General features: G+C 50.9%; 6 protein-coding genes, 3 pseudogenes and 1 other annotated feature. Of the genes and pseudogenes, 7 read left to right on the plus strand and 2 right to left on the minus strand.

Annotated elements, in window-relative coordinates:
* Nucleotides 1–43 precede the first annotated feature (43 nt).
* Nucleotides 44–1,116 (minus strand): annotated as a pseudogene (locus tag ACVCAM_RS25645) (IS3 family transposase); the annotation flags it as partial.
* Nucleotides 692–808 (minus strand) — a sequence feature (AL1L pseudoknot). (Overlaps the previous pseudogene by 117 nt.)
* 50 nt (nucleotides 1,117–1,166) lie before the next feature.
* On the opposite strand from ACVCAM_RS25645, the pseudogene ACVCAM_RS25650 reads away from it, so the two are divergent.
* From ACVCAM_RS25650 to ACVCAM_RS25670, 5 genes and pseudogenes are all read left to right on the plus strand, one after another.
* Nucleotides 1,167–1,622, plus strand: a pseudogene (locus ACVCAM_RS25650) (IS66 family transposase); the annotation flags it as partial.
* Nucleotides 1,623–1,889: 267 nt separating this feature from the next.
* A pseudogene (gene istA / locus ACVCAM_RS25655) lies at nucleotides 1,890–3,433 on the plus strand (IS21 family transposase).
* Nucleotides 3,434–3,446: 13 nt separating this feature from the next.
* Nucleotides 3,447–4,187 (plus strand): IS21-like element helper ATPase IstB, encoded by a 741-nt coding sequence (gene istB / locus ACVCAM_RS25660; RefSeq protein WP_269150626.1) that lies wholly within the window; start codon nucleotides 3,447–3,449, stop codon nucleotides 4,185–4,187.
* A 426-nt stretch (nucleotides 4,188–4,613) separates the two neighbouring features.
* Complete coding sequence (locus tag ACVCAM_RS25665) at nucleotides 4,614–4,826, plus strand: YdgH/BhsA/McbA family protein (RefSeq protein WP_016154425.1); 213 nt, start codon at nucleotides 4,614–4,616, stop codon at nucleotides 4,824–4,826.
* Nucleotides 4,827–5,132: 306 nt separating this feature from the next.
* The gene (locus tag ACVCAM_RS25670) at nucleotides 5,133–5,324 is read left to right on the plus strand and encodes a hypothetical protein (protein WP_045890344.1); all 192 of its coding nucleotides are present in this window, start codon (nucleotides 5,133–5,135) and stop codon (nucleotides 5,322–5,324) included.
* Nucleotides 5,325–5,496: 172 nt separating this feature from the next.
* Here ACVCAM_RS25670 and ACVCAM_RS25675 read toward each other — a convergent pair whose 3' ends face one another.
* Nucleotides 5,497–5,853: an IS4/Tn5 family transposase DNA-binding protein gene (locus ACVCAM_RS25675; RefSeq protein WP_016154428.1), complete on the minus strand. Its 357-nt coding sequence runs from the start codon at nucleotides 5,851–5,853 to the stop codon at nucleotides 5,497–5,499.
* Between the two features lie 382 nt (nucleotides 5,854–6,235).
* On the opposite strand from ACVCAM_RS25675, the gene ACVCAM_RS25680 reads away from it, so the two are divergent.
* Together ACVCAM_RS25680 and def are read left to right on the plus strand one after the other, a co-directional pair.
* The gene (locus ACVCAM_RS25680) at nucleotides 6,236–7,603 is read left to right on the plus strand and encodes an OprD family outer membrane porin (protein ID WP_016154429.1); all 1,368 of its coding nucleotides are present in this window, start codon (nucleotides 6,236–6,238) and stop codon (nucleotides 7,601–7,603) included.
* A 176-nt stretch (nucleotides 7,604–7,779) separates the two neighbouring features.
* Nucleotides 7,780–8,232 (plus strand): peptide deformylase, encoded by a 453-nt coding sequence (gene def / locus ACVCAM_RS25685; RefSeq protein WP_016154430.1) that lies wholly within the window; start codon nucleotides 7,780–7,782, stop codon nucleotides 8,230–8,232.
* The last annotated feature ends 67 nt before the right edge of the window (nucleotides 8,233–8,299 follow it).

Here is an 8,299-nt window from a genome sequence, read left to right on the forward strand (position 1 = left end):
TCTTAAATGACTCTGAGGTGTCTGTTAAACCCGTGGCGATTCAGACCTCCGCTTTGTACAGACCGTTGATACTCTCCGCCATCGCGTTATCATACAAGTCACCGGTACTCCCCGTGGAAGCCAGCAGCTCTGCATCCTGCAACCGCTGCGTGTAGGCCAGCGAGACATACTGAGAGCCTTTGTCGCTGTGATGGATGGTGCCCGAAGGTCACCGTGACCACAGTGCCTGTTCCAGCGCATCCAGGACGAACGACGTTTCCATCGATGATGAGACCCGCCAGCCCACGATGACGCCAGCGAACACGTCGATAATGAACGCCACATAGGCGAAGCCCTGCCAGGTGATGACGTAGGTAAAATCTGCACACCAAAGCTGGTTGGGACATTCCGCTACGAACTGGCGGTTTACCCTGTCCTGTGCTGCGGTATCTCTGCGACTGGTTGTGGTGCGGACTTTTTTGCCCTGGAGCACGCCTGCGAGCCCCATCAGTTTCATCAACCGTTCCACTGTACATCTGGCCACGCCGATGCCCTCCCGCTGTAACTGACGCCAGACCTTGCGGGCTCCATAGACGCCATAGTTATCGTCGTACACCCGCTGTATCTGCACCTTCAGAAGCGCATCACGCTGCGAGCGCTGGCTGTGTTTTTCCGGCGATTGCTGACGTTGCTGATGCCAGTAATATGTCGACGGGGCAATATCCAGCTCGCGGCATACCGGCCCGACCCCGTGGGCACCACTCAGACGTTCGAGCAGTGGCATTATTTTTTCCAGTGGCGGTCGAGCTCCGCCTGAGCAAAATAGGCTGATGCCTGACGCAGAATATCATTGCTGCGACGCAACTCCCGGTTTTCCCTCTCCAGCTCTTTTAAACGTTGACGTTCGTTACTGGTCAGCTCGCCATCACCAGTCCTGACGGGGCTGATACCACCGCGTAAGTCATTTCTGTGCTGGCGTAGCCAGCCTTTCAGGGTATCGTAATGACAACCAATTTTTGACGATATGGCACGGATAGCATCCGGTTCAGAGTCATATTCATCAAGATGCTCAATGAGCATTCTGACAGCGCGCTCACGTAATTCCGGCGGGTAACGATTAGCTGATTTTGATTTCATCAGGGATCTCCTTTTACTGAGAGTTTAGTCTCCAGGATTCCCGGGGCGGTTCAATCGAAGAAGCAATACGGGGCCTCCCTGCAACTGAGCGGCTGGCAGCCAGGCAGTCCCGAAGTAAGCCGCTGCTGATATCCCTGCATGACTGGTTAGTGGAGAAAAGCGCCACTCTGTCGAAAAAATCCCGTCTGGGCGAAGCGTTCGCTTATGCCCTGAACCAGTGGGATGCGCTGTGCTACTACTGTGATGATGGCCTGGCAGAGCCTGATAACAACACAGCCGAACGAGCCCTTCGTGCCGTCTGTCTTGGGAAAAAGAATTTTATCTTCTTCGGCAGCGACCACGGCGGTGAGCGCGGAGCCCTGCTGAATGGTCTTATCGGAACATGCAGGCTCAATGGTATCGATCCGGAGGCCTACCTTCGCCATATCCTGAGCGTACTGCCGGAATGGCCCAGCAACAAAGTGGCGGAACTGCTGCCATGGAACGTGGTTCTTACCGATAAATAACCGTCAATACGGCGCTCGTTTAACGCTTACACATTCCGGCGGTGATCGCGTTGCGTATTCTGGCGGAACGTGAACGCTATTTCTGGTTTTGCGTGTACGCGTATTCCGGCGGAAAATACCCCGATTTTGCACCATGACCAGAATCACTGTTCATTTTGCCAGAATCGGTGTTCACCCGACCGGAATTGCCGTTCACGTTGCCAGAATCATTCTTAACGCATTGATTTTTGATGCTATATCTATCCCTTTTATTCCAGGGTGTGATATATGCCAAACAAGAGAATCGCAATGCATAAAATCCATGAAATTTTAAGGCTGCGTTTTGAAGTCGGCCTGTCCTTCCGCCAGATAAGCCAGTGCGCAGATGTCAGCACGGGTGCCATCCAGAAAATGCTCAAACGACTTGAAGCCGCTGGGATCTCCTGGCCACTTCCGGAAGGAATGTCAGAGCCCCGACTTGCCAGTCTGCTTTATCCTGAGTCTGACAGTCGTCCTGGCGCGCTGGAGGATCCCGACTGGGCTGAAATCCATATGGAGCTGCGTAAAAAGGCGTCACCCGCCACCTGCTGTGGGAGGGATACTGCCAGAGGATGCCGGTTCGGGCGTACAGCTACTCGCAGTTCTGCTGCCGCTATCAGACCTGGTGCCAGTCACAGAAACGCTCCATGCGCCAGCAGCATCTTGCCGGTGAAAAATGCTTTATCGACTATTGTGGACCCACAGTGTCGGTTATCTCACCTGAGACGGGTGAATGCCGGCAGGCCCAGATCTTCGTGGCGGTGCTGGGCGCATCAAACTACACCTTCGCGGAGGCTACCTATACGCAGTCGCTGTCAGACTGGCTTCTCAGCCACGTCAGGATGCTGGAGTTCTTCGGTGGAGTCCCCGAAATCCTGGTTCCGGATAACCTGAAAAGCGGGGTTAGCAAAGCCAGTCGTTACGATCCCGAACTGAATCCCTCCTATCAGCAGCTGGCTGAGCATTATCAGGTTGCGGTGATACCTGCCCGCCCCAGAAAACCCAGAGACAAGCCGAAGGCGGAAGTTGGCGTTCAGATCGTCGAACGCTGGATCCTGGCCCGGCTCCGTCACCAGGTCTTCTTCTCGCTTGCTGAGCTGAACCACTGTATCCGTACGCTGGTAACCGGGCTCAACGAACGTCCCTTCAAAAAACTGCCGGGCAATCGCCGTGAGGCCTTCGAAAGGCTGGACAAAACTGTGCTCAGGCCATTACCGGTGCAGTAGTGGCGCTACCGGCACATCAAAAAAGCGAAGGTGAATATCGATTATCACGTGGAATATGAACAGCATCACTACTCAGTCCCCCATCAGCACGTCGGTAAAACGGTGGAGCTTCATGCCTTCGACAACCTGCTTGAAGTCTGGTCTGACGGGCAGATGATCGCCAGTCACCCGCGGCGTCTTCATCCGGGCAACAGTACGGCAGCAGAACATATGCCGGAGCGCCATCGTCATCATCAGCAGTGGACGCCAGAGCGGCTGAAAAGCTGGGCGGCCGGTGTGGGCTCCGACACCTTCACGTGGGTCAGCGAGCGTCTGGCTGAAAAAGCGCATCCGGAACAGGCCTATCGCCTGTGTCTGGGGCTGCTGAGCCTGACGCGTGAATATCCTTCTGAGCGCGTCAATAACAGCTGTCGGCTGGCCAATGCAGAGGGGTTAACCCGGCTGAAGCAGATAAAGTCGATCCTGAAGAATAACCGCGACCTGGTTCCGGCGGACAAAGATCTGCACCCGTCCCGGGAGCTTCCTCAGGAACATGAAAACATCCGTGGCCCACGCCACTTCCACTGAAACAAGGGATCCGATAATGCCACATACGCTGATGAAACAGCTGACAGAAATGAAACTGACGGGAATGGCGGCCGCGCTGTCCTCACAGATGGAGCAACCCGGCACTTACGAAGAGCTCTCCTTCAGGGAAAGACTGGCGTTGCTGGTCACGCGCGAATCACTCGAAAGGGATCAGCGTAAACAGAAACGTCTGCTACAAAAAGCCCGCCTGAGGCTTGAAGCCTCGGTCCAGGACATCGACTACCAGCCAGCGAGAAACCTGGAACGTTCTCGGATCGCTCAGCTAAGCCAGAACGAATGGGTGGTCAGGGGGCAGAACCTGCTGATAACCGGCCCCTGCGGTTGCGGCAAAACCTATGTGGGCTGCGCCCTTGGCAACAACGCCTGCCAGCAGGGTTACAGCGTACAGTACTGGAGACTGAACCGGTTGCTGGTTGAACTGACGCACAGCCGCGCAGACGGTAGTTACCGAAAGCAGCTGGCTCAGCTGTCAAAAACGCAGCTGCTTATCCTGGATGACTGGGGCCTTGAGCCGTTGCTGCCAGCGCAGCGTAACGATCTGCTGGAACTGATGGATGACAGATACGGAAAGAACGCCACGGTGATGATAAGCCAGCTGCCAACGGATGAGTGGTATGGCTGCGTTGGCGATAACACGCTGGCAGACGCGATCCTTGATCGTCTGATGCATAACTCCCACCGGCTGGAAATGAAGGGTGAGTCGATGAGAAAACGACTGGCACAGGTTGACTGAAAGTGAACGGTCGGTGTAATAAAAAGAAGTTAGGGCGCGTTAGGGAATAACGCGTTCACGTTCCTCCGGAATAACCGTTCAACTTCGCCAGAATACGCACGCGTACTTAATCAGTAGCCGTAACATCATAAACCCTCACTAATCCTGTAAGTTAACTTGCCCTGCACCGACCTATCTCCCCAGCGCAATCCCGGTTTCGCGGTGTCTGTTACGGCCGTATTTTCTCATTTCTCGTCAGCCACAGTGAGGCTCTTTCAAGAGCTGGGTTGTATGAAAACGACAAAAACACAGCCGACAATAATTTACAAAATAACTTGTTGACCCTGTATTTACTACAGGGTTTTTAATACACATCAACAGGTGAGACGGCGATGACGCCGGTATCACCAGATGACCAGATGACCAGATAACCCAAGGAATATGACCATGAAAAACATCAAACTGCTTGCTGCTGCCGGTATGCTCTCCGTAGTTTCTTTCTCCGGCTTCGCCCAGTCCGTCAGCGTTACTGCTGACACCCTGAACAACGCGGAAGCGAAAATTGCCGCTATCGCCCAGGAATCCGGTGCTTCGTCCTACCGCATCACCAGTGCAGACCAGAAAAACGTTGCCCGCGTGACTGCAGTACTTGATAAGTAATCCGGGACGGTATTACCCTGAACCTGAGCAGTAAACGCGTGAGATGGTCGCAGAGGGAACTGCCGGACTGACTGCCACTATAGTGGGGGTCACCTCCGGTTCCGCCGGCGACCTCACATGCGGACACACCCTCCAGGACAACCCTATCCCTGTTGTCCGTTTTCCTTGATGACTGTTTTAGTCAGGTTACCCCCAGGTAGCTTTTTTTTTGTCCTTATCCCACCAGAAAAAACAGCGTAAGGGTGTTGACCCTGTATGAACCACAGGGTTTTTAATACACATTAACAGGTGAAACGGCGATATCTGATGAAGAGGAATATACAGATGAAAAAATTTAGCGTGACTGCAGTACTGATTCTGACTGGCATGCTCTCATCCGGAGCTATGGCAACCTCGTTCCTGCCGGAAACTTGCTCGGATATGGACATCTCTGTCCGGACAGACTATGTCAACCATGAAGACGTGAGCCACGTCTTTGACTGTCAGCCAGTGATCTGATGTAAAAAAACGGTCGGATTAATTTTCCTTTTAAGTGCGTTAGTGCCTTTGAATTTTTTTCGGGTCCAGAACTTCACCGCGGTCAGACCCAGCGGGAGCCCTGATGTCGTCACTGCCAGGCTCGAATGCATCAGGATCCCACAATTGACACCTGCATCATTCCCCATCTTGATTAGGTGTGATTGCCTGCAAATCCTACTGCATCAGGGTTATCCCGGTGGTAGCCAAATGTTGTGGTGTCCTGAAGCAGTAGAATCTTCTCACCTTGCAGCGCATATATCCTTTGACTGGTAGCCTCGGAATGTCCCTGCAGCAGGTGCTGCTCATCAATCCTGTCACTGGAAAGGAACCGGTAAGCGGCTTTTGTTGCTGCATTATCCTGGCAGGCAAAAGGGAGGCTGTTGCCCATCCCCCGCCAGAGTTTTTGCATGAGACTTTTAAAACGACTGGCACGGCGGCGATCGCTAAAGACAGAAGAATTAATTTCCTCATCGAGCCATGAAAGCGAAGTCTGTTCCTGATTAATCATTCAACCATCCCTGAAAGTAATTTAGCTGATTATCATAATGATTACCTTAATATAATTGTGGGTAGTTGCAAGTCTCGCTGGACGCTTACAATTAACCCAATTCGCTTGATACATCAGATTGATTCCCTCCCTGAAAACAGTGCCGGTCTAAACGGAAGTCTCCTGTCTTACAACCAGCAGAAACACGGTGCATAGGGCCAATCCATGGTATAAGCAGTCAGTCTGAAAAAAAAAGTCTTGACCCTGTAGCCACTTCATGGTTTTTGATATGAACTGGATTCGTACTTAGTGCAGCGGTAAACAAATACCTCATTATTTTCTGCCATTTTCCCTTCGTGTTACCGCGTATATTGATATCAGGCAAGCTAAAGGAATTACCTGAATGAGAATAGTTACACTCGTAATATCTGCTGTAGCTTTGATGCCGGGAGTTACAGTCCCTAATGCGATAGCCGGTTTTATTGAAGACAGTAAGGCCAATCTCACACTCCGCAATTTCTATATTAATACAGATAATCGCAGTGGGGACGGGTTCAGTAAACAGGAAGAATGGGGACAGGGGTTCATCCTCAATTACGATTCAGGTTATACTGAAGGGCCAGTGGGATTCGGACTGAGCACTCTGGGGCTACTGGGCATCAGACTTGACGGAGGAGGTAAAGCAGGCTCACCGGCGTCAGGTCGGCAACCCGGTACAGTATTTCCGCTAGACAATGATGGCAGAGCGGTTCATCAGTTCGGTAGCCTGGGGGTTACCGGCAGGGCAAAAATATCTGATACGGAACTCCGTTATGGAACGCTTCAGCCCAAAAATCCCGTCGTTATATACAACGATGCCCGCCTTTTGCCCATGACATATCAGGGAGGACAAATATCATCAACAGATATCGACGATCTGAGTCTGACCGGCGGCGTTCTCACACATACAAAAGGACGTAACTCCACAGATATGCGCGGAATGTCCATTGCCGGAGCCAATGGAAGTGGTCCCACTTCACGGAGCAGTAATCGTTTTTATTTCGCCGGTGGTGACTATACTCTTATGAAAGACATGACTCTCTCATACTATTACGGTGAGCTGGATAATTTTTACAGACAAAACTATATCGGACTGGCACATAACCTGAAAATCGTTTCCGGGAACCTGAAATCAGATATTCGTATATTCATCAGCGATGCAGACGGAAAGAACGGAAGTGCTGCAGGACGGAGTGCCGGATATGTAAGTACTGGTTATTACGGAAATAATCGCACAAAGGGAGAAGTGGACAACAATGTTTATAGCGGTCAGTTGACATGGTCTTCTGGAGGTCACAGTGTGAGCAGTGGTTATCAGTGGCTGACGGGGAAAAGTGACTTTCCATATCTGAATCGTGGTGATGGAGAAGGAACAAGCACCTGGTTAATTACTGATGCACAATTGCTAAAATTCAGCAGGGCGGGGGAGCGAACCTGGCTGGCACGGTACGCCTATAATTTTGCTGATGCAGGGCTCAAAGGGCTGAATCTAAGTATCCTCTATCTGAACGCCGATAATATTGATACCGGGAATGGGCGAAAGGGGGAATGGGAACGGGATATTGCCCTGAGTTATACTATCCCCGAGGGAATACTTAACGGACTTGGCATCTCCGTAAAAAATGCCACAATGCGCAGCGCTCTGCCTGACACAAGTAGAAAAGGCTCTGCTGGACAGCGTGACCAGGATGAAACCCGGGTTACAGTCAGTTATACCCTTCCTCTTCTCTGATATAGTGTTTCCGGTCTGTTGTGCTGTTGAGCAGGACAGACCGGAATGACGTTCGCAGGCAGCAGAAAATTTATATCTGGCTGTCAGTCCGGTAGTTATTTCTGTCCCGGTTCTCCACTCAGGTCCGACTTAAAACATATCGTTTTTACTGCCATTTAAATAAAGAGTAGCCTTGCATGTCATTATTATCAGTTTTAAAGTATCCGGATCCCAAATTGAAGATCATTGCAATGCCCGTCGAACATATTTCACCGATAACCCGGCAATTTATTAAGGATATGATTACCACTATGTACGGTACATCCAGTGTAGGTTTAACAGCAACCCAGGTTGGTGTTCACCAAAGGATTGCTGTAATTGATGTCCCTGAATCGCTGGTGCAACCAATAGTATTAATTAATCCGGTAATTGCTGAGAGTAAGGAAGAAAAAAATATCACTGAGGAAAAATGTCTTTCTATACCAGGAACCAGTCGTTTTGTATACCGTGCAGAGAAAATAAATGTCACCGCTCTTGATGCTTTTGGGAATACAATAAATTTTAGTGCAAGTGGTACTCTCTCGATCTGTATACAGCATATGATAGACCATATGAACGGGATTCTATTAACTAAGAGCCTATCTCAATAGGACTTTATTCCAGACGATAAGACCACAGGCAAAATGCAACATAGCCTCGTAATTTTCGGCCTTCTTT

This window comes from Enterobacter sp. CFEC122, from assembly GCF_052983755.1.

Excerpts from the sequence above, each read along its gene's own strand:
- ACVCAM_RS25665 (WP_016154425.1), top strand. The coding sequence starts at position 4,614 with ATGAAAAACATCAAACTGCTTGCTGCTGCCGGTATGCTCTCCGTAGTT.
- ACVCAM_RS25670 (WP_045890344.1), top strand. The coding sequence starts at position 5,133 with ATGAAGAGGAATATACAGATGAAAAAATTTAGCGTGACTGCAGTACTG.
- ACVCAM_RS25675 (WP_016154428.1), bottom strand. The coding sequence starts at position 5,853 with ATGATTAATCAGGAACAGACTTCGCTTTCATGGCTCGATGAGGAAATT.
- ACVCAM_RS25680 (WP_016154429.1), top strand. The coding sequence starts at position 6,236 with ATGAGAATAGTTACACTCGTAATATCTGCTGTAGCTTTGATGCCGGGA.
- def (WP_016154430.1), top strand. The coding sequence starts at position 7,780 with ATGTCATTATTATCAGTTTTAAAGTATCCGGATCCCAAATTGAAGATC.